This is a genomic window from Algoriphagus aquaeductus, assembly GCF_003253485.1.
In the GTDB taxonomy this organism is placed as follows: Bacteria; Bacteroidota; Bacteroidia; order Cytophagales; family Cyclobacteriaceae; genus Algoriphagus; species Algoriphagus aquaeductus.
Genome location: NZ_QKTX01000008.1, coordinates 123920 through 148926, shown reverse-complemented (window position 1 = coordinate 148926; position 25007 = coordinate 123920). Strand labels below are relative to the sequence as shown.

The window sequence follows — 25007 nt, the reverse complement described above, 5'->3', positions numbered from 1 at the left end:
ATGACTGAATAATTGAATCCAAATCATTAATTCAGTATACTAAATCAGAATATTCTTGAGTTTCTTACTCAGTAAGCATTTTCCCAACGAATGAAAAATAGGTTTCAGGATCTGACTTCGATCGATTTTTATCAAAACAAAAAACAGGTTAAATGGCTGGTATTTTTTGTTTCTATTCTAATTGGTTCTGGGTCGATTTGGTATACCAATCTCTTGGTGGATGAACTCAGGGAAAGAGAAAGCAGGCAGATTCAATTGCTGTCCTCGGCATTGGAATATGCCGCTACCACTTCCGAAAACCTCACCTTTATCAACCAGGAAATCATTCAGCAGAATTATTCTATTCCCATCATCATGGTGGATGCCGCAGGTGAGCCGATTGAATTCCGGAATATCAAGTTTAAAAAGAATGCCAATCAGGCGGATTCTGTTAAAACCTTAGACAAGGAACTGCTCGAGATGCAGGAGGAATACGAGCCCATTTACCTTCAGGAGGCCGATATCCGAGTGTACTACCGCAATTCTGAATTGCTGACCAATCTTCGTTATTATCCCTACGTCCAACTTGCGGTTATTTTGCTTTTTGGAGCATTGGCCTATGCACTTTTCAATCAAAGTAAAATCGCCGAGCAAAACCGCGTTTGGGCTGGTTTGACGAAAGAAACGGCCCATCAACTCGGGACGCCTATTGCTTCTCTGATGGCGTGGATTGACTACCTGAGAAATTCTCCCGTTTGGGAAGAAAACAAGGAAATCATCCAGGAAATGGACAAAGATGTGGTCAAGCTCCGAATGGTGACCGAACGATTTAGCAGTATAGGGAGTAAGCCAGTCATTCAGCCAGAAAATCTGTACCAAGTCATCGAAGAAACCATCACCTACTTGCGACCGAGAATTTCTACCAAGGTAGACATGTTTATCAATTCTGATTCCAAGGACTTAGATGCCATGATGAACAAACCCCTTTTTGAATGGGTGGTGGAAAATATCTGCAAAAATGCAGTCGATGCCATGAAGGGGAAAGGCACGATTACTATTGATATCATACAGGACAGCGATAAATATGTCATTGTGGATATCACTGATACCGGAAAAGGCATCGAAAAAAAGAACTTTCGAAAAGTATTCAACCCCGGTTTTTCCACTCGTCAGCGGGGTTGGGGCTTGGGCTTGACTTTGGCCAAACGCATCGTAGAAGGCTACCATGGAGGGAAGATTTTTGTCAAAAACTCTGAAGTCGGCAAAGGCACCACTTTCCGAATTATGCTATTGGGCAATCTGGAGGATGCTTCACAGTTTATTACCGAGGGGATTTTGGAATATTAGCGAATTTACGAAGGCAGATTTACGATTTACGACGGGAAACTGGACTTCAACCTTTTACCCACAAGTTTGAGCCTTTGAAAATCAGGGTTGAGGTTCGGTTTGATATCGTAAATCGTAATTCAAAAATCGTAAATCCATTTTCTTACCTTTGCCCCCTGAATTTTACTACCCATGAGTTTGACCGAGGAAATCAAAAAGCGGAGAACGTTTGCCATTATTGCACACCCGGATGCGGGAAAGACCACTTTGACCGAAAAGTTGCTCCTTTTCGGAGGGGCAATTCAGACCGCTGGTGCTGTCAAGTCCAACAAAATTGACACCGCTACCAAATCCGACTGGATGGAAATCGAAAAGCAACGGGGCATTTCCGTGGCGACTTCGGTGATGGGTTTTGAATACAAGGATGTCAAAATCAACCTCCTTGATACGCCGGGTCACCAGGACTTCGCGGAGGACACCTACCGTACCTTGACTGCGGTGGATTCCGTGATCATGGTCATCGATTGTGTGAAAGGCGTTGAGATCCAGACCGAAAAGCTGATGGAAGTCTGCCGCATGCGAAATACCCCGGTGATCTGCTTTATCAATAAGCTTGACCGGGAAGGCCGAGATCCTTATGATTTGTTGGATGAGGTAGAAACCAAGCTTAATATCAAAGTTCGTCCGCTTTCCTGGCCAATCGGGATGGGAAAAGGCTTCAAAGGAGTGTATAATCTCTATGAGAAAAAGCTCAACCTCTTCACTCCTTCGCAGCGAAAGCTCAGCGATGACCGTCAGGTGTTTGAAAACTTGGATGACCCGCAACTTGATGCCTTGATCGGCCCGGGAAATGCAGCTCAGCTCCGGGAAGATGTGGATCTGATCGAGGGAGTGTACCCTGATTTTGATGTGAATGAGTATCTAGAAGGGAAAATCGCCCCTGTCTTTTTCGGTTCAGCAGTAAATAACTTCGGCGTAAATGAAATGCTGGACACCTTCATCAAAATCGCCCCCACTCCAAAGAGTCGGGATACCGATGTGCGGGAAGTAAATCCCGAAGAGTCCAAATTCTCCGGCTTTGTCTTTAAGATCCACGCCAATATGGATCCGAATCACCGGAACCGAATCGCTTTCCTAAGAATCTGCTCGGGTAAATTTGAGCGAAATAAGCCTTACAACCATGTCCGTGGACCCAAGCCGCTTCGTTTTTCCAATGTGACCCAGTTTATGGCTCAGGACAAGGAAATCATCGATGAGGCTTTTCCGGGGGATATTGTCGGACTTTACGATACAGGAAATCTAAAGATCGGAGACACCTTGACCGAAGGGGAAAACATGGTCTTCACGGGGATTCCGAGCTTTTCTCCGGAGATCTTCCGAGAGGTGGTCAACAAGGACGCGATGAAGACCAAGCAATTGGAAAAAGGACTGAAGCAATTGATGGAGGAAGGCGTGGCGCAGCTATTCACCTTCGAAATGGGACAGCGGAAAGTCGTCGGTACGGTCGGGCAACTTCAATTTGAAGTGATTCAATTCCGATTGAAAAACGAATACAACGCCACCGTGGAGTTTCATCCGATGAACCTATACAAGGCCTGCTGGATCAGCTGCAAGGACAAAAAACAATTGGATGAATTTGTGCGCTCCAAGAATCGATACATTGCCCGAGACAAGGACGACAAGTTGGTCTTTATGGCCGAGTCCAAGTCATGGCTACAAATGGTGCAGGACAACTACCCCGAAATTGAGTTCCACTTTACTTCGGAGTTTTAGGGGCTTCAACCCTCCAAGGGTTCCGAACCCTTGGAGGGTTTTCTTCGCTGCTTTTGGGAAAGAATCTTAGCAGGAAATTCAGAAATTACTCCCTAACGCTAAACTTCAACAGAATCGGAGAGTCGTATTCTTCTGTTTCAATGGTACTGAACTCAATGAAATTTTTTATTCCTGACCAATTTGGATCATTGTCTACCAGTTTCTTTAATTCCTGCTTTGGAATTGAAAGTGTAAAATTATTCCGGTCAGCAACTAAAGGCCCTTCCGTAAACACTAGCGATTCTGATTTTTTACTTAAATAAGCCTTTCCGGTTTTTTTATCAAAGAAGCCAATTCTTGGGTCAATCACGTATCGTACAACTTGGTCTTGCTTCTTATTTAAATTGAACAAAAGGTATCGATCCGATTCTTCATAAAATCTTCTAAGATGAGTGAGTTTTGCAGCACCAAGTGTTTCAAAAAAACCGTTGAGGTTGTGTCTATCGTTTTCTTCCCAAAGTTCAGTGTCAGAAATGAATTGAAATTTTGGTTTGATTTCCAGCTCCTCGTTGATTTCAAATATTTTGGCTGAGGCAGGTTCATTAAACAAGATTGAACCGCTAAAATTCGTGGTAAGGTGTCCTGATATGTTTTTTAGTAAAATGGGAAATACATCTGAACTGTATGGAAAATAGGTCCTTAATGTATCACCTTCGAGGTTGTAGATGGCCAAATTCTTATTGAGTTGATTAAAGTAAGTCAAGGATGCAAAAATATGGTTGTTGCCTACCGCCAGCTGATCCAACTGGTCTTTGAATTTGATACTGTAAAGGAATTCACCTTCCTTGGAATAAATGGATGCTTTCCTCCCGGATCCACTTCCAATCACGATATTCCCTCTCTCATCTATTCCAAAATCTGAGAAATTAGGCAACTCTTCGGGACCTTCTCCGATTTTCCCAATTCGATTGAGTGGTTTACCATTCGAATCAAATCGAATTAAATTTCCTAAGGTCTCATCCAGAGCGAAGTATTCGTTTTGATGTACTTTAAGTCGATAAATTGTTGAAATAAAATAGTCTTGGGAGAGTTTTAACTCAATTGCACTTTCGAGCTTGAATAATTCCCAGAAATCTTTTTCTAGCACTTCTGATAGCAAGATGGGGTACTCTGCTTCTTGATCTAAGTAAAATGTTGACTCTTTATTCTGAGGCGAACAACTTAATAAAATACTGAATGTGAGTAGTCTAAATAATTTTCTCATTTTTAATTACAAGTCCTTTTTAATTGAATAAAAGTAGTTGGATTTTCCCGCTTTCCCCTCCTGACTTATTCCCTCGGCCTCAGCCTTGATCGTGGTTTCCCGATCCGAGTTGTAGAATATGACCGACGCCTTTCCCGTAGAGTCGGTTTGGATCATGGGTGCCCAAAAGAGCGTTAATCTGCGGCCGGGTCTTGGGGAAGGTAAATCTTCCGGAAGGTAGGTGGGTGAGTAAAACTCCCGTTCCACCTGGTATCCTCTCAGTCCTTTGGGATTGGGCTTTCGTAAAGGCTGAGTATCCAGTTTGTCTGAGGAGTTACCTTTTTTGGTATAAAAAGTAATCGCTCCATTGGCTCCCCGAGCTCCGAAAATGGCGGTATCGGCACCTTTCCATACCGAAAATCGCTCGATCTCCTGTACGGGAATGGTATGTAGAAACTCCAACTGAACCGGAATATCATCCACCAAGATCAGGGGTTCTAAAGAGCTGTTTATCGACCCCACACCCCGGATGATTACCGACCAAGTTTGTCCACTGCCGATGACTTGTACGCCTGCAACTCGGCCTTTGATCAGATCCAACGGGTGAAGTAGATTTTCCAAAGCGGGATTTCCGGCTACCTGCATGTTGACTGTACCGCTGCCATAGATTCGTGGGCCGAAGTTCGGTTCCTCTATTTTTCTGCCCCGAATTTCCACTCCATCCAGAACAAAGGCTGTCGTGTCGAGATCGATGGCCCGGTTGATATTTTTTCTAAGTGTGGATTCGGAAATGAATTTTTGTTCAGAAGCTGTATTTCCAAGCCATTGATTTGGGTTCCAAGCCACTGAAGAAGGCCTTTTAGCGTCATTTTCCAACAGGATCTCTAAGTCCGTTCGGTTGTTTTTCGATTTTCCTTCCAGTATTACTCCTGTGGAGTCAAAAAAGATAAGATCCCGCAACTCAAACTTTCCATTTGTGTCAGTAACCGTTTTTTCCGAGGAAATTACCGGATAGAGAGACAGAAAGGAAATCGTTCCTCCTGCCTCTGCTTGGCCTGTTTTTGTATTTTTAAGGGTTCCTTGAATGGTAATTCCCTGCTCTTTTGGAAATTTTGCCTCTGGAAGAGTCCCCGTCAAGGCCTCCATTATGGTATATTTTCGCCAGCCTTGCGTGAGCATCAAATAATCCAAGGCTTCTTCCCGATCGGAGTTTTTGGTATGGAAATAATAGCCGGGTTCTTCAATGTGCCCCTTGAGCTCGGAAGTAAGTAAGAGGTGAGTGAGGATGGAGGTTCCATGTTCAGATTCTTCCAACTGTTCCGCATCCACCACACTGAGTGAAAGATTGGCGATGGCGGGTTTGCCCTCCTTGGTTTTTGCCTCGATGTCCAGTCGTACCCGTTCTCGGGGCTGATAGGTAGCCTTGTCAGTGGTGATTTTGATCTGTAAATGATCCTGGTGATCGATAAAAATAAGCCGCTCCGCCAGAGGAACCCCATTTTCATCTAAGGCAGCTAACTGGGCGATTCCGGTTGGGAATTCTTTTTTCTTGATTCTTACAAAAGCGACCTGATTGGAAAGGTCCACTTGTCCCGTAGCACAAACCAGCCCGCGACTTTGAGCCACCAGAAAAACGGATTTTCCGGGAGACTTACCCGAAGTCAAAAACTTGATGACCACTTCATCGGATTTTGGGGAATTGGTCACAGCCATGATCAGTCCTGATTCTAATGCGGCCGGCAAAGAGAAGGTTTGATCATCCCCTTCGATTTGGACAGTGTAGGTTTTTCCTTTTTCGGGCAATAAGGCGAATACACCCATGCCTAAAACATTGCTTTCGAATGATCCAATTTCCCGAGTTCCTTCAAAGATTTTTCCTTTGACTTTCTTGCCCAAGCCATTTGAATCCAAGGCTTTGAAGGCGACCTTGCTGAGAATTCCCTCCACCAGATTTCCCCCTTCCGGGAAAAATTGGAGATCAAGTTCGGAGACTGTTTGAGCGTGTGGACGGGGAGAAGAAAATTCGGAGAGAACCTTGATGGGGCGCTGAAAGAAATATTCCTCCCCAACGTTTTTCATCCATTGGGTATAAGCTCTCAGGAGGTAAGTGCCCGATTGCAAGGAATCAGGTAGAGGAAGTTGGCCGCTGCCAAAGCCATCCGGCGAATAAATGATTTCCTTTTGGATGAGTTGATTTTGAGCATCGATCAATTCGACATAGATTGTGCTGCTAAGCGTGGAGGGAAGGAGAAAAGGTCCTTGGGTCAGGTAAGCTTTGAACCAAATCGTTTCTCCCGAGGCGTAAATTTGCCGATCTTGGTGGAGGTAGATTTTTTCCTCAGGTAGCTCAGCAAGGTATCGTTGGAAAGAAGCGATAATCCTGGGTAAGGGGTCACTGATGAAGGTGAATGAAAAAAGGAAAACGGCTAAAACTCCTGAAAAAAGGATTGAGAAGTATTTTCTGACTTTACGTTGAGGCAAAATATAGCTTGGGTTTATTCTGTTAGGTTGGGGGCTTTATTTTTCTCCGAACGGAAAATTAAACTTAAGGATTTAATCATTTCCTGAAAAAACCTCAATAAACTTAAAATTCCTTCCATCAAATAACCCCTTATCACTCAATTTCAAATCCGGAATCACCAGCAAGGCCATAAAGCTCAGGGTCATAAAGGGGGAATTCAGGCTAGAACCCATTTCCTTGGCCATCCGGTCGATTCGGGTATAGGCTTCGGCCACCTGATAGCCGTCTTCTGGAGACATGATCCCTCCTACGGGTAGCGGGAGAACCTCCTCCTTTTCTCCCGAAACTGCTGAAATTCCGCCTTTTGCTTTGATCAGGAGATTCACCGCTCTGCTGATAGACTCGTCATCGATTCCCACTGCAATGATATTATGAGAGTCATGTCCGACTGAAGAAGCGATGGCCCCGGTTTTCAGACCGAAGTTTTTGATAAAAGCCACCGCAGGAGGAGCATCCTGATAGCGGTTGACCACGGTGATTTTCAGAATGTCTTTTTCCAGGTTAGGTTCTGCAAATTCGTCGTGAATCAAAATTTCTTCCTCGATCTCAGGGGTGATCAGTTGCCCGTCGAGAGCTTCGATTACCCTTACTTTTGTGCCGGAGGCGTAGAGTTGAAAATCTTCCGATTTTTTCAGCGAGGTATTGAAATTATTGATGACCTCATTGTTGACTCGGGGAATGAGTGTCTTTCCGTTTTCGGCCACCTTTTGGCCTTTGATATAAGTGGCCAGGACTTCAAACTGTTCCAGATCCTTGACCAGAATAAAATCAGCTGGATCCCCTTCCCGGACTTGACCCACCGGTAAGGAATAGTGAGTAATGGGATTGAGGCAGGCTGCTCTCAGCACGTCAAACACCTCTTTTCCCTTGGCGATTGCTCGGGCGGCGAGTTCATTGATATGACTGATGGCCAGATTGTCAGGATGCTTGTCGTCGGAGCAAAATAGAATCATATCGGGATAGTCGTCGATCAGATCAATCAGCGCTTCAAAGTTTTTGGCGGCCGAACCTTCCCGAATGGAGATTTTCATCCCGAGTTTGATTTTGCTCAAGGCTTCGGCATAAGTGAAGCATTCGTGATCCGTGCTTGGCCCTGCGGACACATATTTTTCTGCCAGTTCTCCCATCAGGCCAGGCGCGTGGCCGTCGATGGGTTTGCCGTATTTCTGAGCAATCCGGATTTTTTCCATCACTACAGGATCTCGATGAACTGTCCCCGGCCAGTTCATCATTTCGGCCAAGTAAAGAATCTCGGGTCGAGCCATCAGATTTTCGATATCGGCAGCATTGATTTCTCCTCCGGCGGTTTCAAATGGAGTGGCCGGCACGCAGGAAGACGCGCCGAAAAAAAAGTGGAAGGGCACCTGTTTGCCGTTTTCGATCATGTATTCTACGCCTTGCATGCCGCAGACATTGGCGATCTCGTGGGGGTCTGAGATCGTGGCGACCGTCCCATGCACCACGGCCAGTCGGGCAAATTCCGAAGGAACCAGCATGGAAGACTCCACGTGAACGTGGGCATCGATAAATCCCGGCATTAAAAAAGGGAGCTCTTTATCGGGTTGGATTTCTTGGATTTGGGTGATTTTTCCACCCTGCACAGCCACTTTGGCGGGGTAAATCTTTTTGCTAGGGATGTCTACTAAGTTGGCTTGTATGTTCATGGGTAGATTGATAAAAATCAGTGAATTTCAAGACTATTTACTCCCAGTGGGGGGAGTCTTTCGGGATGGTTTAAGATTAAAACTACTATATTTGCCCAAAATTAAGCAGTAAACCAAGACAGCTTTTTTGATGGGTAAAATCGTCATCGCCATAGATGGATATTCGGGATGTGGAAAAAGTTCGACGGCAAAAGCAGTAGCCAAGGATTTAGGGTTCACTTACATTGACTCGGGTGCGATGTATCGGGCTACCACACTCCATTTTTTAACAAACTATTTATCTCCCTCTAATCCTCATGATGTCGAAAAGGGATTAAAGTCTCTGGAAATTACCTTTCAAATCAATCCGGATACCAGGAAGCAAGAGACCTACCTTAATGGGTTGAATGTAGAAGATGAAATCAGAACCATGCGGGTTTCCGAACGTGTAAGTGAGGTGGCAACCATCAAAGAAATCCGTAAGGAATTGGTAGCTCAGCAGCAACGATTGGGTAGAAAAAAGGGGGTGGTGATGGATGGAAGGGACATAGGTTCAGTTGTTTTTCCTGATGCAGAATTGAAAATTTTCATGACGGCTGATCTGGAAACCAGGGCAGCCCGGAGGCAACAGGAGCTCTTAGAAAAAGGGGAACTGGTTGATCTGGAAGAAATAAAAAAGAATTTGGCAGAGCGTGATCGGGTTGATTCTTCACGGGCAGAAAGCCCGCTGACTAAAATGCCTGACGCCATTGAAATTGATACGAGTAAGTTGGCTTTTGCCGAGCAAGTGGCTCAGATCGTAGGACTTGCAAAGGAAGTCATAAAAAAGGAAAAGGACTATGCAGGTAACCATTGATAAAAACTCAGGCTACTGTTTCGGAGTAGAGTTTGCCATCAAAATGGCAGAGGACGAAATGGAAAATAGCGACGGACTTTATTGTCTGGGAGACATTGTCCATAATGACATGGAGGTCAAGCGGCTGAGAGAAAAAGGCCTCGTGGTGATCGATAGGGAACAGCTTCAAGAGCTCAGCAATTGCAAAGTGTTGATCAGAGCACACGGAGAGCCTCCAGAAACATACAAAACAGCCATTGAGAATAATATCGAGCTTATCGATGCCTCCTGTCCTGTGGTACTCAAGCTTCAGCACCGAGTGAAAAATGCATTCGATAAAATGGAGCGGGAGAATGGACAGATTGTCATCTATGGTAAAAAGGGGCACGCTGAAGTCATTGGACTGACTGGGCAGACTTTGGAGAAAGCCATCGTAGTCATGGAGGATTCGGATCTGGAAAAAATCGATTACCAAAAGCCGGTGACCCTTTTCAGTCAGACCACCAAAAGCACCAAAGGTTTCTACGAATTGTCTCAAAAAATAGAAGACCGCATCAAAAAGGCCAAAGGAGAATTGACCGAATTGGACTTTAACGCCAATGATTCGATCTGCAGGCAAGTATCCAACAGGGAGCCCCAACTGCAACGCTTCGCTCAGGAAAATGATGTGATTCTTTTCGTATCAGGAAAAAAGAGCTCCAATGGAAAGGCACTTTATCAAGTTTGTCTCCATGAAAATCCGAGAAGTTATTTTATCGAAAACGAAACAGAGCTCGACCCGGAGTGGTTTCATCCTGGAGATAAGGTGGGGATCTGTGGTGCCACTTCCACACCGATGTGGCTGATGGAACAGGTAAAGTCCTATGTGGAAACCATGGAAGAAAACATGCTTCAAGCTTAAGTTCATTCCTGATTTTCACCGCCTGTCCGATTAATCAAAAGTTCGAACAATAAATGTGACCAAGCCTCCATTTCAAAAGGTTTTTCTTTAGATTTGGGGCGTTTTTCAAAAGCTCATAGTTCAAAAACAGATATGTCTAAAATAGTGAAGCTTAAGAAGGGATTCGACCTCAAGCTAGTTGGAAAGGCTCCTTTGGAGATGTCCAACTTTGCCCCGGCAACGACCTTCGCCATTAAGCCAACGGACTTTCCCGGGATTCAGCGTCCCAAAGTCCTTGTGAACGAAGGAGATACGGTCAAGGCCGGTACTCCCATCCTGATCGACAAAGCCTTGGATCAGGTAATCTATGCAGCGCCGGTTTCCGGAGAAATCGTAGAAATCAAGCGAGGTGAGAAAAGAAAGCTCCTTGAAATCAAGATTTTGGCTGACCAAACAATCACCCACGAAAACTTTGGTAAAATTGACCTCAATCAGGATCGTGAAGCCTTAGCTGCAAAGCTTGCTTCTTCCGGAGTTTGGCCAAATATCATCCAAAGACCATTTGGGATTGTTGCCAACCCTTCAGATACACCGAAGGCAATCTTTATCTCTGCTTTTGATACTCATCCTCTCGCTCCTGATTTTGGATTTACCCTTCAGGGAGAAGAAAAGTATTTCCAGGCTGGCGTGGATGCCTTGGCTAAATTGACAAAAGGAAAAGTTCATCTGAATGTCGACGGCTCCAAGTCGGCTCCTGCGATTTTCTCAGGAGTGAAAAATGCACAGATCAACCAATTTTCCGGTCCACACCCTGCCGGAAACGTGGGTACCCAGATCCATCATTTAGATCCGATCAACAAAGGCGAAATCGCCTGGACTGTCAGTCCTTATGGCGTTGTCCAGATCGGAAAGGCTGTACTTGAGGGTATCTATGATGCCTCAAAAGTAATCGCTTTGACCGGGTCTGAACTGACCAAAACCGGCTATGTGAAAACTTATTCCGGAGCGAATGTATCTTCTTTCGTAAAAGGTAACCTCAATTCGGGTCACGTTCGGGTGATCTCAGGAAATGTGTTGACAGGGGAAAAAGTGAATTTGGATGGATTCTTAGGATTTTATCATAACCAAATCACAGTCATTCCTGAGGGTGATTATGAGGAATTCTTGGGATGGATCAAGCCAAGTACTTCCAAACTTAGCTTCCACAAAGCGATTGGTATGCTCTCCTTTCTTAATAAAGGGGAATTCAAAGTGGACACCAATACCCACGGTGAAGAACGTCCGTTTGTGGTGACCGGTGTTTTCGAAAAAGTAATGCCAATGGATATTCTTCCAACATATTTGTTCAAAGCAATTGTTGCAGAGGATTTTGATGAGATGGAGGAGTTAGGTCTTTATGAGCTGGTAGAAGAAGACGTAGCGCTTTGTGAATTTGTGGATCCTTCCAAGAATGATTTGCAGGAGTTGGTAAGACACGGGATAGAATTATTAATGTATAGTTAAGATATGAAGGCATTACAAAATCTCTTCGATAGCATAAAGCCAAACTTTGAGAAGGGTGGCAAGTGGGAAAAGTTTCATACTCTTTATGAAGGCCACAGAACGATTGCTTTTGCACCTGATTTGATCACCAAAGCTAAAGGTACCCAGATTAAAGATGCAACTGACTTGAAGCGTGTGATGATCACGGTAGTGATCGCCATGATTCCAGCCTTGCTGTTTGGTATCCTTAACATCGGTCATCAGCACTTCATCGCTTCCGGAGAGGAGGCGACATTCCTTGACAAGGCGATCTTCGGTGCACTTTCTGTGCTTCCTATTCTGATCGTTTCCTATGCGGTTGGCTTGTTGACAGAATTCACGTTCTGTGTGATCCGAAATCACCCCATTTCTGAAGGGTACCTAGTTTCCGGAATGTTGATTGCACTGGTAATGCCTCCGTACATTCCTCTTTGGCAGGTTGCTTTAGCGACAATTTTCGCTGTCGTAATCGGCAAGGAAGTTTTCGGAGGTACGGGCATGAACATCCTCAATGTGGCAATGACCGCCCGTGCATTCTTGTATTTTGCCTATCCGGCACAGATCTCCGGGGATCAAGTGTGGACTTATCTGGGAGAAAAAACTGCCGTTGACGGATTTTCAGGAGCGACCGCACTCGCGGTGGCCTACAACGCCGGAGTGGAAGGTACACCTGCTGTAGAAGCACTTTCTTCCCATAATGCCTCCTTTGGCGCTGACTTTAGCTTCCTTAATATGTTCATGGGCTGGATCCCAGGATCTATAGGTGAAACATCTACGCTGATGGCCTTAGTAGGGGCCGTCATCTTAGTAGCGACAGGTGTAGCAAGCTGGAAAATTATTGTTGGTGGATTTGGCGGCGCTTACGCCATGGGATTGGTGATGAACGCACTGGCTGTAAACGAATACATGGCCATGCCTGCTCAATATCATTTGGTAATGGGTGGTTTGGCATTTGGGGTAGTCTTTATGGCTACGGATCCAGTATCTGCCGCTCAAACGGAAACAGGTAAATGGATTTATGGAATTCTGATTGGTGTTTTGACCGTAATCATCCGAGTGACAAATCCTGCCTATCCGGAGGGAATCATGCTTGCGGTTCTATTCATGAATGTGATGGCACCATTGGTTGATTATTATGTAGTAAAAGCTAATAAAACAAGGAGGATACAACGTGCAACAGTCTAATACATACATCATCGTCTTCTCGGCGATTTTGACAATCGTTCTTGGGTTACTCCTGTCTGGCACTTCCCAAGTTTTGGGGCCTTTACAGCAGGAAGCAATTGCTTTGGATAAGAAAAAGCAAATTCTTGGAGCCGTGATTGATCCGAGTGAAATTGACAACATGACTCCTCAGCAAATCAATGAATTCTACGCCACTCGAATTTCTGCCACGGTGGTAGATATTAACGGGAAAGAAATTTCCGGAGTGGAAGCAGAAAAAGTGGAGATTGCAAAGGATTATAAAAAACCTGCCGATAAAAGACAGTACCCGGTTTTCATGTTCCATGCCGAAGGAAATCCTGAGGCAGTAGAATCCTACATCTTCCCGCTTTATGGAGCAGGACTTTGGGATGCGATTTGGGGATACATGGCTCTGGAGACAGATATGAATACGATAGCGGGTATTACCCTGGCACACGCAGGTGAAACTCCCGGATTAGGAGCGAGAATTACCGAAGGTAGCTTGCAGGCTAGATACGTGGGAAAGAAAATTTTTGATGAGTCCGGTGAATTAGTAGCCGTTCAAATGCAAAAAGGTGAAGGGAAAGATTATTCTTCTGATGCTCACAAAGTGGATGGGATGTCTGGTGCTACGATCACGGCTACAGGTGTGAACAATATGCTTAAGGCTTATTTGGGGCACTACCAGGCTTATATCAAGAATAAGACATCCAACCAGGCAGTAGCCGGTCTTTAATTTATTTTCAACTCAAAGAATTTCTGAAAAATGAGTACTGAAACAGTAGAAAAAGCGATTGAGAAAAAGCCGGCTGAGCCCTTATTCTCAAAACGCAGAAAGAAACTGGTTACTGATCCTTTGGTGGATGACAATCCGGTAACTATCCAGGTATTGGGGATTTGTTCTGCACTAGCAGTTACCACCCAAATGAAGCCTACCTTGGTCATGGCGATTTCTGTAATATTTGTTATTGCGATGTCCAACTTTGTGATCTCGTTGATGCGAAACACGATCCCTAGCCGGGTTCGAATCATTGTACAACTAGCCGTAGTAGCTACATTGGTGACTCTGGTGAGTGAGGTGCTGAAAGCCTTTGCGTACGATATGTATAAGGAATTATCCGTATTTATCGGTCTGATTATTACCAACTGTATCGTAATGGGTCGACTGGAAGCATTTGCCTTGGGAAATAAACCTTATGATTCAGTATTGGATGGTTTGGGTTCCGCTCTTGGATATTCCTGGATTATCTTGACGGTGGCTTTCTTCCGAGAGCTATGGGGCTCAGGTTCCGTATTCGGAGTACCTGTATTTGATTACGTTTCCAGCATTTTCGGTCCTGACTTCAAGTTGGCGACCAACGGCTTGATGGTTTCTCCAGTGGGAGCTTTTATCATCCTGGGTTTGATCATCTGGGTACAGAGAACTAAGACAGGTTACGTTGAACACTAAAAAGGAATTAAAATGGAATTATTCAGCTTAGGTATTCGGTCGATTTTTATCGACAATATGATTTTCGCTTACTTCCTTGGGATGTGTTCCTTTTTGGCCGTTTCCAAGAAAGTCAGCACAGCTTTGGGACTTGGTGCTGCGGTAGTATTTGTACTATCGGTGACCACTCCAGTCAACTGGCTTTTGAACGAGTTTGTATTGAAAGAGGGAGCTTTGACTTGGGCTAATGCTAGCCTTGCGACGATTGACCTATCTTTCTTAAGATTCATCATGTTTATCGCCATCATCGCTGCGATGGTTCAATTGGTAGAGATGATTGTGGAGAAGTTTGCACCAGCTCTGTACGGGCAATTGGGTATCTTCCTCCCTTTGATCGCGGTAAACTGTGCCATTTTGGGTGGATCGCTTTTCATGGCTCAGCGTGATTATACTTTTGCAGAATCGGCTGTTTATGGATTTGGTTCTGGAACTGGTTTCATGCTTGCTATCGTTGCCCTGGCGGCAATCAGAGAGCGATTGAAGTATTCCGCAGTACCCAACGGACTCAAAGGCCTTGGAATCACCATGCTTCTGACTGGTTTGATGGGAATTGCGTTTATGTCCTTTATGGGTATTGACCTTTAAAATCAAAACTTAGTAGATTTTAGGCTCTGGGGGTAACTTCAGAGCCTTTTTATTTTTGCGGTACATGGACACGTCTTATTCTTAATTATCTTTCACTATCATAACTCAAACCCAAAACATATGAAGAATTTATTTGCATTTGTATTCGTGTTTCTTTTTTCCATTTCCGGTTTTGCGCAGAAGGGTAAGTGGATTGAACTTTTCAACGGCAAGAATCTGGAAGGATGGAAAATTTCTGAAAATCAGGCCTCTTTTTCAGTGGTGGATAAAACGATTAAAGTAGACGGACCTCGTGCCCATGCGTTTTATGCCGGACCGGTCGGCAATCATGATTTCAAAAATTTCGAGCTAAAAGTGGAGGTCAAGACTATGCCTAAGGCTAATTCTGGTATTTTCATCCATACTACCTACCAAGAAACCGGATGGCCGAATAAAGGCTACGAAGTTCAGGTGAACCAATCACACGGAGACTGGAGAAAATCAGGTAGTCTTTATTCTTTCAATGATGTCCGAGAGGTCTATGTCAATGACGGAGAATGGTATACCTATCATATCATTGTCAATGGTGACAAAGCGACCGTGAAGATCAACGATAAAGTGGTGATGGAATATGATGAATCTGAGGATCAAAACAGACCTGCCAATGCCGGAGAAAAAAAGTTTGACCGAGGAACTATCGCTCTTCAGGCCCATGACCCTGAGAGTGTGATCTATTACAGAAGTGTAAAAATTAAACTCTTGGATTAAATTCAGTTTTCCTCAACCAATACAGTCTAGGAGGATCTGATCTGCCCTAAAGCTGGTGGAGATTTGAAATTTTTAAATTTCCACCAGTTTGTGTTTTCTCCGGGAATGCTTAACTATGCTTTGGAAGGCTTTTTGAGAAAGTCCTGTTCTAAACTGATTGTGAAAACCTATGGCCTTTACCTATCGAAGAATTCTCTCCTATTTTTTTCGAGGGCTGTTATTTTTAACCCCTTTGGTTGTCACCATTTATATTGTTTATGAGATATTTCTTTTTTTGGACAACCTGATTCCTGTCCCTATTCCGGGGATAGGGATTTTGATGGTTTTGGGATTGATCACCTTTGTAGGCTATCTCGCGAGTTTGTTCTTCACCAAGCCCCTGTTTGACTGGTTTGAACGGGGAGTATTCAAAATTCCTTTTGTGAATCTACTTTATACTTCCATCAAAGATTTGATGGGGGCATTTGTAGGAGAAAAGAAGAAGTTTAGTTCTCCGGTAATAGTCGAAATCTCAGATACAATGAGTCGGCTTGGATTTATTACACAGGAAGATTTGACGGTGATTGATCTTCAGGATAAGGTGGCGGTTTATTTTCCACACAGTTACAATGTTTCTGGGAATGTTTTTCTCGTCAATAAAGAGAAAGTCAAGCCCTTGAAAGGGGTCCGAAGTTCTGACGTAATGAAATTTTTGGTGTCAGGAGGGGTTTCCCCTTTGGAGCATTGATTGAGGCATTGAGCCTGATGCCTGGATTGGTTATATCTCCGCTTTTTTACCTGAAGGCTTTGCAAACTTTGGAAAGGTATCGAAAAGGTGAATATCTGAAATCCTTCGTTCGCTTGTGCTGGGCGCAGTCTAAGCATCCGACCCTTAAATCATAGCCTATTTGGATCGTGAGGCTATTGCCGATAATCCTATTTGGTCAAATCCCAAATTGTCCCAAATGATGCTCGACATGTTTTGCATGAAATTTTTCCCATTCCTCAAAGGATAGTTTTCCAAACCTTGGATGCATTGTTTTAAGATCAGGCTGCTGATCAAACGTTTGATAATATGCTTCTACTGATTTTAGAAGTTCATTTTTAGTCTCTTCAAGATTTGAGTATCTCAATTCCATGAGCGTTTCAGGCAATCCGGGTGCTTTGATTCCTCTTGGAAAAGTGAGATCAGAAAAGATCAAGGCCTGTTTTTGCGCCAGTTGTTTTTCGGTGGGTTCAAATTCCGGGATTTTTATCCGTCCGTAAGAAAGTTTGTAAGTGAGTATCAAATGCTCAACCATGTGTTGAGGAGTCATGATACCAAATTGCGCCGGTGTCGAGGGCATCAATTTGTCGAGGCGGGTTTGAAGAGTGTCTTTGATCATGTCTTAGCTGTTTAGATAAAAAAAGCGCTTGATACCATCAAACGCCTTTTCTCCATTTTACGAACTCTAGAAAATTAAATTAACTGCCGCACATTTCGCATCCTTCGGGGTTGTCGAGAGAGCATGCGATTGCATCTTGTTTTTGATTTTTTGCTACTTCAGGTTCACTTGCTTTTTCAACTTTTGGCTCCAAAGCAGATTTATCCAAAGTGAATTTGATAGCCGAAGTGGCTGCTTGAGATCTGAGGTAATACATACCGGTCTTCAGTCCTTTTTTCCAGGCATAAAAATGCATGGAGGTCAGTTTTCCGAAATTCGGGTCTTGCATGAATATGTTCATGCTTTGAGACTGACAAATGTAGGCGCCCCGGTCTGCTGCCATATCGATAATGACTTTCTGCGAAATCTCCCAAACCGTCTTGTACAGATCTTTGATGTTCTGAGGAATGCCTGGCACGTTTTGTACCGAACCGTTGGTTGAGATCAAACGGTTTCTCATGGTGTCATTCCATAATCCAAGATCAATCAAATCCTTCATCAGGTGTTTGTTTACCATGATAAATTCACCTGAAAGGGTTCTTCTGGTGTAGAGATTAGAGGTATATGGCTCAAAGCATTCGTTATTGCCAAGTATCTGTGAAGTGGAGGCAGTAGGCATTGGAGCTACCAACAGTGAGTTTCGCATGCCGTACTTTTTGATTTTCTCCTTCAACCCATCCCAGTTCCATCGGCCTGACTTAGGAGTTACACCCCACATGTCAAACTGGAGGATGCCTTTGGATGCAGGGCTTCCCTCATAGGTTTCGTAGGTGCCTTGAGTTTTGGCTAATTCCATAGACGTCTCCGCAGCAGCATAGTAGATCGTTTCAAAGATGTCTTCATTCAATCCTCTCGCTTCTACGGAGTCGAATGGCATTCTCAGCATGATGAAAGCATCTGCCAATCCCTGAACGCCCAACCCGATAGGTCTGTGTCTGAAGTTTGATCTTCTGGCCTCTTCAACAGGGTAGTAATTGATGTCAATTACCTTGTTCAGGTTTCTGGTGGCGACTTTGGTGATTTCATAAAGCTTGTTATGGTCAAAGAACAACTTTCCATCAGGCCCTGTTGTGACGTATTTTGGCAACGCGATGGAAGCTAAATTACAAACCGCTACTTCGTCTGGCGCAGTATATTCAATGATCTCAGTGCAGAGGTTGGATGACTTAATGGTTCCCAAATTCTTTTGGTTGGATTTGCCATTGGCTGCATCCTTATACAGCATGTATGGAGTACCTGTCTCAATCTGAGATTCTAATACTTCAAACCAAAGCTCCTGAGCTTTAATGGTTTCTCTTGCTTTTCCTTCGCGCTCGTATTTTTCATACAATCTTTCGAATTCTTCGCCATGGCAGTCAGAAAGTCCGGGGGCTTCATTGGGACAGAAGAGTGACCATTCTTCGTTTTTCTCCACACGCTTCATGAACAAGTCAGGAATCCATAGTGCATAGAACAGGTCTCTGGCTCGCATTTCTTCTTTACCGTGGTTTCTTTTCAGCTCAAGAAAATCCTTGATATCCGCATGCCAAGGTTCCAGATAGATCGCGAAACTTCCCTTTCTTTTTCCTCCTCCCTGATCGACATATCGTGCAGTCATGTCGAAGTTTCTAAGCATCGGTACAATTCCGTTAGATACTCCATTGGTGCCCTTGATATAGCTTCCTTTGGCCCGGACATGGTGAATAGAAAGCCCGATACCACCAGCCGATTGGGAGATTTTTGCACACTGTTTTAAGGTGTCATAGATACCGTCAATGCTATCGTCCTTCATGGTCAGCAGGAAGCAGGAGGAAAGCTGAGGTTTTGGAGTACCTGCATTGAACAGGGTAGGAGTGGCATGAGTAAACCACTTTTCAGAAAGCAAATGGTAGGTTTCGATGGCTGAATCGATATCCTCCCGGTGAATTCCTACTGCCACTCGCATCAGCATATGTTGGGGTCTTTCTACGACCTTACCATCCAAGCGAATCAGATAGCTTCTTTCAAGGGTTTTATAGCCGAAGTAATCGTATCCAAAATCTCTCTTGTAATCAATCACCTCATCGAGTTTGGCAGCGTACTTTTTGATGATGCCGTATACTTCTGTGTCGATGAGCTGGGCATTTCCACCGGTCTTGGGATTGACATAGGTGTACAATCTTTTCATCGTATTGGAAAAAGACTGACTGGTGGTTTTGTGAAGATTGGAAATGGCAATTCTCGCAGCCAAAATAGCGTAATCCGGATGTCTCACCGTCAGAGATGCACAGACTTCCGCCGCCAAATTGTCCAGTTCAGAAGTGGTCACTCCATCGTAGAGTCCATCAATTACTTTTTTGGCAACCTCGATGGGCTGGATAAATTTTGGATCAAGTTCGTAACAAAGATTCTCAATCCTAGCTGTGATTTTGTCGAATCTAACTGATTCTCTTCTTCCGTCTCTTTTGATTACTAACATACTCAGGTGATTTTAGGATGGTTGGTGGTTGAAAAATGGATGGTTATCAGAAGTCTTCCTCGATGGAGAAGCGTGCGGAACTTTCGGCCGGTTCGGTGGATTTCATGACGCCGGCTTTTTGATAGTCTCCCACTCTTTTTTCAAAGAAGTTGGTTTTCCCTTGGAGCGAAATCATATCCATGAAATCAAATGGATTGGTGCTGTTCCAGACTTTTTCACAGCCCAGTTCCATCAATAATCGATCTGCTACAAATTCGATGTATTGGCACATCAAGTCGGAATTCATCCCAATCAGCCGCACAGGGAGTGCATCAGTGACGAATTCTTTTTCAATCGCTACAGCGTCCATGATTATTTCCCGCACAGTATCTTTTGGAAGCTGATTGTTCACATGTTTGGTGTAAAGGTGACAAGCAAAATCACAGTGAAGTCCCTCGTCCCGTGAAATCAACTCATTGGAGAAGGTAAGGCCCGGCATCAGGCCTCTTTTCTTCAGCCAGAAAATCGAGCAGAATGAACCGGAGAAGAAAATGCCTTCTACTGCTGCGAAGGCAATGAGTCTTTCTTGAAAGGTCCCATTATCGATCCAACGGAGTGCCCATTCCGCTTTCTTTTTGACACAATCGATATGTTCAATAGCATTCAATAACCGATCTCTTTCTACGGCGTCTTTGATATAGGTATCTATGAGTAGAGAATAGGTTTCGGAGTGGATATTTTCCATTGCGATCTGGAATCCGTAGAAAAACTTGGCTTCTGTATATTGAACCTCTGCCACAAAATGTTCTGCGAGATTTTCATTTACAATACCATCAGAAGCAGCGAAGAAAGCCAATACGTGGGAAATAAAATGTCTCTCGCCATCATTGAGGTTTTTCCAATCAGTCAAATCCTGGCTTAGATCAATCTCCTCTGCTGTCCAAAAACTCGCCTCAGCTTTCTTATAATACTGCCAGATATCGGCATGCTGAATCGGAAATAATACAAATCTTCCTTTGTTCTCCTGTAAAATGGGCTCTTGCTGCATCGCTCTCTCGGTTTTGTTGTTCAAGTAAAATGGTTTTAGCCTTTAAACTTGTCTTCATTTAGACTGGTGATAACAAAGGCTGCCTCTTCAGAACAGCCTTTGAACAAATATGTGACGGAAAATAATAAAAAAAAACATGCAAAAAGGCTGTTTTGACCAAAAATTGACCAAAGGTCGAAAAATTCATTAAAATCTATTAATCAATAAGATAGAAGTATTGAAATAAATCAAAGGATCAATCATTTGGACGTTTTTGGCCATTTGGAATAATTTTCAACATTTTCAAAAAAGTTTTCCACAGTGATTTTTGAATCAAATTTTGAACAAAAGTCAAAAAATAATGGAATCAGAAGCTCTTTTTTTTGATTTGGTTTTCAGGGATTTGCCTCTGAGACCGTCGAGCAGACATCAAAATCAGTGTTGATTTTTCGGAAAAAATCGTAAGCGAGATTGACCATAATCTTAGTCCCTCAGATTTACCGGCAAGATTAAGGCTTGATCCTCTTTATTGAAATTTGGGGAAAGTTTTTTTGTTCAATTTTCCTTCTCTATATTTGCACTCCGATTTCGATAAATCAATTCTCATGTACGCAATTGTTAACATCGCAGGAAAGCAGTTCAAAGTAACAAAAGATCAGTTCGTCTATGCCCCTAAGTTGGCTGGCGAAGCTGGCGCTTCCGTCGAATTTGATCAGGTCCTCTTGGCTGAAGCCAATGGCACTGTATCCGTAGGTGCTCCCGTTATTGCCGGAGCCAAGGTATCCGGGAAAATCCTGGATCATGTAAAAGGTGACAAAGTGATTGTCTTCAAGAAGAAGCGTAGAAAAGGCTACAAAAAGAAGAACGGTCACAGACAAGACTTCACCAAAGTATTGATCGAAAATATTTCACTCTAAGATTTTCCCTCAAGGAGATCATAAACGAATAAAACCATGGCACACAAAAAAGGTGTAGGTAGTTCCAAAAACGGTCGTGAGTCACATTCCAAAAGATTGGGTGTGAAGAAATTTGGCGGTGAAGCAGTAATCGCCGGTAACATCATTGTGAGACAAAGAGGCACCAAGCATCACCCAGGTCTTAATGTGGGTGTTGGAAAAGATCATACTTTGTTTGCTTTGACAGACGGAGTGGTTGCTTTCAAAACCAAAGCTGACGGTAGATCTTACGTTCACATCGTTCCTTCTCAGGCTTAAGTACTACTTACAAAAAAACATAAACCTCTTCCACAGAAGAGGTTTTTTTTTGCCTCTACCTCATTCTTCTCTGCCCTTTATCAATTTTTTGAATAAATATCTGGATCAATCAGCTATTTTTTAATTTGAATTCCAATCAACAAGACCTTACATGTACACTCCTTTCAAATCAGCCTGGTCAGGACTTCTCCTGATTTTGCTGCTCTTGGGCAATACGCTTTTTGCTCAGCAAGTCCCCGGTCCCAAAATTTACGATGCCATACAATGGCGACTCATTGGCCCTTTCCGAGGTGGTAGGGCTGACGGAGTCACAGGCGTCAAGGGAAGTGACAAAGCCTACTATTTCGCTTCCACAGGCGGAGGAATCTGGAAAACCACCAATGCCGGCCAAACCTGGAAATCTGTCTCTGACGGCTTTTTTGGAGGCTCCATGGGAGCTGTGGCAGTAGCAGAAAGTGATACTTCCGTCGTCTATGCCGGTGGTGGTGAGAAAACCGTTCGAGGCAATGTGTCTTTTGGTTATGGGATCTGGAAAAGCATAGATTCAGGTAAAACCTGGTCTCAGGCTGGTCTAGACAAAAGCCGCTTCGTTTCCCGTCTTCGCATCCACCCAACCAATCCCAACGTGGTCTATGCCGCAGTGCTAGGCGATATTTTCAAGCCTGATTCGACCCGTGGCGTTTTCAAGACCACCGACGGCGGGGCTACATGGCAAAAAATTCTGTTCGTAAATGACGTTTCCGGCGCGGTAGATCTGATTTTGGATCCCAATAATCCCGAAGTGATCTATGCGACCACTTGGGAATTGAAACGCACTCCTTATAGCTTGGAAAGCGGTGGTCCCGGTTCCAAGATGTTTAAATCCACCGATGGGGGCAAAACCTGGGATGAGCTTTCAGCTAAAGAAACATTCCCCAAAGGCCTTCTTGGCATCATGGGAATTGCGGTTTCTCCGAAAAACTCCAACCGCCTTTACGCCATTATCGAGAATGACAACGGTGGTGTATTTACCTCCAAAGATGCAGGACAAATCTGGGAGCGTGTGAATGAAGACCGAAACCTGCGTCAGCGGGCTTGGTACTATTCCCGAATCTATGCAGATACCCAAGACGAGGAAACCCTCTATGTGCTCAACGTGGATTACCACAAGTCTACCGATGGTGGAAAGACCTTTAAAAACTTCGAAGCTCCCCATGGAGATCACCATGACCTCTGGATCGATCCTGCCAACAATCAGCGAATGATCATTGCGGATGACGGGGGAGCGCAAGTTTCCGAAGATGGTGGGGCGACTTGGTCCACTTATATGAATCAGCCAACCTCTCAGTTTTATCGAGTGACTACGGACAATAGTTTCCCTTACCGGATCTATGGGGCGCAGCAGGATAATTCTACGGTCCGAATCCGTCACCGCAATGACGGTGGAGCGATTACCGAGGCCGATTGGGAGCCTACAGCAGGTGGTGAATCCGGCTGGATTGCTCCGGATCCTTTGGATAATGACATCGTGTATGGCGGTTCGTATGGTGGCCTCTTGACCCGGGAAAATCACCGCAACGGAACTTCCCGTACCGTCAATGTATGGCCTGACAATCCGATGGGCCATGGGGCTGAGGGCATGAAGTACCGGTTCCAGTGGAACTTCCCGATTTTCTTTTCCCCACATAACCCAAAGCTGCTTTACACGACCAGTAATCAGTTTCACCGCTCGACGAATGAAGGCCAAAGCTGGGAGGTCTTTTCTCCTGACCTGACTCGAAATGACAAGAGTAAACTTGGTCCTTCAGGTGGTCCGATTACCAAGGACAATACTTCGGTGGAATATTATGCAACCATCTTTACTGCAGCGGAGTCTCCTGTAAAGCAAGGAATCATCTGGGCGGGTTCGGATGACGGATTGGTGCATGTGACTGTGGATAATGGAAAAACCTGGCAGAACGTGACTCCGAAAGAAATGCCGGAGTGGCTGCAGATCAATTCGATCGAGGCCAGTCCATTTGAGGCTGGGGAGGCGTATTTTGCAGCGACCGGCTACAAGAGCGGTAACTATGCCCCTTACCTCTACAAGACCAAGGATTATGGAAAAACCTGGACCAAGATCGTTTCAGGTATCGATGCGGAGCACTTTACCCGTGTGGTGCGAGCTGATCCTGCGAAAAAGGGTATGCTCTATGCAGGAACGGAAACAGGCATGTATTATTCCAAAGATGATGGGGCAAGTTGGCATTCGCTTCAGTTGAATCTTCCGATTGTGCCGATCACTGATCTGACGATCAAGGAAAATAACCTCATCGCTGCGACTCAGGGCCGTTCGTTCTGGATCATTGATGATCTGACTGTACTCCATCAGGCTGAGCAGGGAATTGCAAATAAGGCCTTCCATCTCTACAAGCCACAGGATTCATACCGAATCGATGGCGTTAAGCGAAACAGCCTGACCAATGGTTCCAACCGTCCGGGTGGCGTTCTAGTCTATTATTTCCTAAAGGAAAAGCCCAAGGAGGAATTGAAAATCGAATTCTTCAATGAGAAAAATGAGCGTATCCGATGGTTCTCTTCCAAGGGGGTGAATGGGGATACTCTGAAAGTCAAAGAAGGGGCGGGTGAATTCAATTGGAACCTAAGGGCAGAAAATGCCGAAGGCTTCGACGGACTCATCATGTGGGCAGCCAACCTACGTGGACCTAAAGTAGTTCCGGGAACCTACAAAGTGAAAATGACGGTGGATGGCCAAGCGCAGGAACAAAGCTTTAAAGTCTTGGCAGATCCTCGTTACGAATCCACGCAGGCTGAATTGGAGGAGCAATACACTTTCCTTTTGGCCGTGCGGGATAAAATCACCGAAACCCATCAGGCTATCAAGATGATTCGGGTGTATCGATCCGAGTTGGATTCACTTTCTACCAAACCTGACAATCTCGAAGCCATCAAAGCCGAAATGCAGGAGATTGAGGAGACGCTCTATCAGACCAAAAATCGAAGCGGTCAGGATCCACTTAACTATCCGATACGTCTAAACAACAAACTCGCTCACTTGAGCAGTGTGGTCGGTAATGGAGATTACAAGCCCACCGATCAATCTGAGGCAGTAAGAAAAGAGCTGACTGAGCAAATCGATGTGCAGCTCGCTCGATTCCACAAACTGGAGCGAGAGCAGATTTCCCGACTGCTCAATATCGAGGAAATGAAAACCAAGTTGGAAATCAAGAAGTAATGCGAAAGGCCTCCGGAGTGATCTGGT

20 protein-coding genes are annotated in these 25007 nt (G+C 44.5%); 14 read left to right on the top strand and 6 right to left on the bottom strand.

Annotation, left to right across the window (positions count from 1 at the left end):
• Positions 1–90 precede the first annotated feature (90 nt).
• The gene (locus tag CLV31_RS12450; protein ID WP_111393213.1) at positions 91–1326 is read left to right on the top strand and encodes a sensor histidine kinase; all 1236 of its coding nucleotides are present in this window, start codon (positions 91–93) and stop codon (positions 1324–1326) included.
• A 171-nt stretch (positions 1327–1497) separates the two neighbouring features.
• Complete coding sequence (locus CLV31_RS12445; protein ID WP_111393212.1) at positions 1498–3078, top strand: peptide chain release factor 3; 1581 nt, start codon at positions 1498–1500, stop codon at positions 3076–3078.
• 85 nt (positions 3079–3163) lie between these two features.
• Here the strand turns inward: CLV31_RS12445 and CLV31_RS12440 are convergent, their stop codons facing one another.
• The 3 genes from CLV31_RS12440 to ade all read right to left on the bottom strand — a co-directional run bounded on the left by CLV31_RS12440 (position 3164) and on the right by ade (position 8485).
• A complete protein-coding gene (locus tag CLV31_RS12440) occupies positions 3164–4321 on the bottom strand; it encodes a 6-bladed beta-propeller (protein ID WP_111393211.1) in 1158 nt (385 codons plus the stop codon).
• Positions 4322–4327: 6 nt separating this feature from the next.
• Positions 4328–6781: an MG2 domain-containing protein gene (locus CLV31_RS12435; protein WP_111393210.1), complete on the bottom strand. Its 2454-nt coding sequence runs from the start codon at positions 6779–6781 to the stop codon at positions 4328–4330.
• Positions 6782–6853: 72 nt separating this feature from the next.
• Positions 6854–8485 carry an adenine deaminase gene (gene ade / locus CLV31_RS12430; protein WP_111393209.1) on the bottom strand — a complete coding sequence of 544 codons (1632 nt, stop codon included), beginning with the start codon at positions 8483–8485 and terminating at the stop codon, positions 6854–6856.
• A gap of 130 nt (positions 8486–8615) precedes the next feature.
• Between ade and cmk the strand changes: the two genes are divergently transcribed.
• From cmk to CLV31_RS12385, 9 genes are all read left to right on the top strand, one after another.
• Positions 8616–9320 (top strand): (d)CMP kinase, encoded by a 705-nt coding sequence (gene cmk / locus CLV31_RS12425; protein WP_111393208.1) that lies wholly within the window; start codon positions 8616–8618, stop codon positions 9318–9320.
• Entirely contained in the window at positions 9304–10200 is an 897-nt protein-coding gene (locus tag CLV31_RS12420; RefSeq protein WP_111393207.1) for a 4-hydroxy-3-methylbut-2-enyl diphosphate reductase, read from the top strand. Before cmk ends, CLV31_RS12420 begins: the two co-directional genes overlap by 17 nt.
• A 132-nt stretch (positions 10201–10332) precedes the next feature.
• Positions 10333–11682 (top strand): Na(+)-translocating NADH-quinone reductase subunit A, encoded by a 1350-nt coding sequence (locus tag CLV31_RS12415; RefSeq protein ID WP_111393206.1) that lies wholly within the window; start codon positions 10333–10335, stop codon positions 11680–11682.
• Between the two features lie 3 nt (positions 11683–11685).
• Positions 11686–12885: an NADH:ubiquinone reductase (Na(+)-transporting) subunit B gene (locus CLV31_RS12410; RefSeq protein WP_111393205.1), complete on the top strand. Its 1200-nt coding sequence runs from the start codon at positions 11686–11688 to the stop codon at positions 12883–12885.
• Positions 12872–13621 (top strand): NADH:ubiquinone reductase (Na(+)-transporting) subunit C, encoded by a 750-nt coding sequence (gene nqrC / locus CLV31_RS12405; RefSeq protein WP_111393204.1) that lies wholly within the window; start codon positions 12872–12874, stop codon positions 13619–13621. Before CLV31_RS12410 ends, nqrC begins: the two co-directional genes overlap by 14 nt.
• Before the next feature lie 30 nt (positions 13622–13651).
• The gene (locus CLV31_RS12400; RefSeq protein ID WP_111393203.1) at positions 13652–14335 is read left to right on the top strand and encodes an NADH:ubiquinone reductase (Na(+)-transporting) subunit D; all 684 of its coding nucleotides are present in this window, start codon (positions 13652–13654) and stop codon (positions 14333–14335) included.
• Between the two features lie 12 nt (positions 14336–14347).
• Entirely contained in the window at positions 14348–14959 is a 612-nt protein-coding gene (gene nqrE, locus CLV31_RS12395; RefSeq protein ID WP_111393202.1) for an NADH:ubiquinone reductase (Na(+)-transporting) subunit E, read from the top strand.
• A gap of 120 nt (positions 14960–15079) precedes the next feature.
• Positions 15080–15706 carry a 3-keto-disaccharide hydrolase gene (locus CLV31_RS12390; RefSeq protein ID WP_111393201.1) on the top strand — a complete coding sequence of 209 codons (627 nt, stop codon included), beginning with the start codon at positions 15080–15082 and terminating at the stop codon, positions 15704–15706.
• Between the two features lie 169 nt (positions 15707–15875).
• Complete coding sequence (locus CLV31_RS12385; protein WP_111393200.1) at positions 15876–16433, top strand: DUF502 domain-containing protein; 558 nt, start codon at positions 15876–15878, stop codon at positions 16431–16433.
• A gap of 196 nt (positions 16434–16629) precedes the next feature.
• Here the strand turns inward: CLV31_RS12385 and CLV31_RS12380 are convergent, their stop codons facing one another.
• The 3 genes from CLV31_RS12380 to CLV31_RS12370 all read right to left on the bottom strand — a co-directional run bounded on the left by CLV31_RS12380 (position 16630) and on the right by CLV31_RS12370 (position 20573).
• Complete coding sequence (locus CLV31_RS12380) at positions 16630–17070, bottom strand: DUF1569 domain-containing protein (RefSeq protein WP_111393199.1); 441 nt, start codon at positions 17068–17070, stop codon at positions 16630–16632.
• Between the two features lie 79 nt (positions 17071–17149).
• Positions 17150–19546, bottom strand: coding sequence for a ribonucleoside-diphosphate reductase subunit alpha (locus tag CLV31_RS12375; RefSeq protein ID WP_111393198.1), 2397 nt, complete (start codon positions 19544–19546; stop codon positions 17150–17152).
• A 46-nt stretch (positions 19547–19592) separates the two neighbouring features.
• Positions 19593–20573, bottom strand: a complete 981-nt coding sequence (locus CLV31_RS12370; protein ID WP_111393197.1) for a ribonucleoside-diphosphate reductase small subunit — start codon at positions 20571–20573, stop codon at positions 19593–19595.
• Positions 20574–21157: 584 nt separating this feature from the next.
• Between CLV31_RS12370 and rplU the strand changes: the two genes are divergently transcribed.
• From rplU to CLV31_RS12355, 3 genes are all read left to right on the top strand, one after another.
• On the top strand, positions 21158–21469 hold the full coding sequence (rplU, locus tag CLV31_RS12365) for a 50S ribosomal protein L21 (RefSeq protein WP_111393196.1): 312 nt from the start codon (positions 21158–21160) through the stop codon (positions 21467–21469).
• Positions 21470–21505: 36 nt separating this feature from the next.
• Positions 21506–21766 carry a 50S ribosomal protein L27 gene (rpmA, locus tag CLV31_RS12360; protein WP_111393195.1) on the top strand — a complete coding sequence of 87 codons (261 nt, stop codon included), beginning with the start codon at positions 21506–21508 and terminating at the stop codon, positions 21764–21766.
• Positions 21767–21917: 151 nt separating this feature from the next.
• Entirely contained in the window at positions 21918–24980 is a 3063-nt protein-coding gene (locus tag CLV31_RS12355) for a WD40/YVTN/BNR-like repeat-containing protein (protein ID WP_111393194.1), read from the top strand.
• Positions 24981–25007 lie beyond the last annotated feature (27 nt).